This window comes from Gemmiger sp. An50, from assembly GCF_002161595.1.
In the GTDB taxonomy this organism is placed as follows: Bacteria; Bacillota; Clostridia; order Oscillospirales; family Ruminococcaceae; genus Allofournierella.
Map to the genome: position 1 here is coordinate 1 of NZ_NFID01000036.1, position 1,155 is coordinate 1,155.

The window sequence follows — 1,155 nt, forward strand, 5'->3', positions numbered from 1 at the left end:
CGCCGCAGGCCATCGGGGCGGCAGCCGCCGAAAACGGGGTGAACCTGTACACCCATCAAAAGAGCGGCACGGTGCACACCCTCACCGGCAGCGGCAACAACATCCGCTTTGCGGCAACGGCGGATTTCGCGGCCGGGGACACCATCCAGGTGAACGGCCAGGCATGCACCGCCGCCACCGCCGCGGGCGACGCGCTGTGGGCCGGATTCTTCAAGGCCGGAGCGATGGTGGTGTGCTACCGCACGGGGAACGCCTTAACTTTTAACGGCGGGGGCCTGCCTGCGGCCGAAGCGGCCAAGCTGGCCCCCCAGAACCTGAAAACCGGCATTTCCGTCACCGTGAACGGCAAGACCGTCACCGGCACCTTCACCGCCGACGCCACCGCCGCCGCGGCCCAGATCCTTTCCGGCAAAACCGCCTACGTGAAGGGGGCGAAGGTCACCGGCACCATCCCCAGCAAAGCCGCGGCCAGCTACAAGCCCGGCACCGCCAGCCAGACCATCGCGGCCGGGCAGTACCTGAGCGGGGCCCAGACCATCCAGGGTGACGGGAATCTGAAGGCGGAAAACATCCGCCAGGGGGTGAGCATCTTCGGCGTGGCGGGCAGCCTGATTCCCCGCACCCCCGCCGCCTATGTGGCATACGGCCGTGTGCTGGCCCTGCAGCCGGGAAGCAGCGGCGAATACCACCGCGTGACCAAGGTGTCGGGCTATGCCGAATCCGGCACCGGCAGCCTTTCCGGGCTGGGTTATTTTGAGGACGGCTCGGGGGAACGCCAGGTCACCTGGAAATGTGCCAAGGCCGGGAAATATCTGGTGCAGCTGTTCGGCGACGGGTCGGTCTCCAAAACCGGGGAGGTGAACCTTTCCAGTGGAAATACCGTGGTCCTGACCATCCCGGATGCGAGCGATATCTACTGGCGGGACATGAAATGCGGCGGCATGGCGATTTTGTATCTGCCCTGAGCCGCGGGATGTGAAAAGCGAAAGGAGAGGGAACAAATGGCATTGAAGTATGAAACCAAGGCCCCCATTCCGGGCATCGACGTGAGTAAGTATCAGGGCAATGTGGACTGGCCCCGGGTAAAGGCGGCGGGCTATGCCTTCGCCTTCGTGCGGCTGGGCTACGCCAACGGGGACGGCAGCATCGTGGTTG

General features: G+C 64.9%; 1 pseudogene. It reads left to right on the forward strand.

The window, feature by feature from the left end:
• Nucleotides 1-965: pseudogene (locus tag B5G03_RS17505) on the forward strand (hypothetical protein); the annotation flags it as partial.
• Nucleotides 966-1,155: the final 190 nt, after the last annotated feature.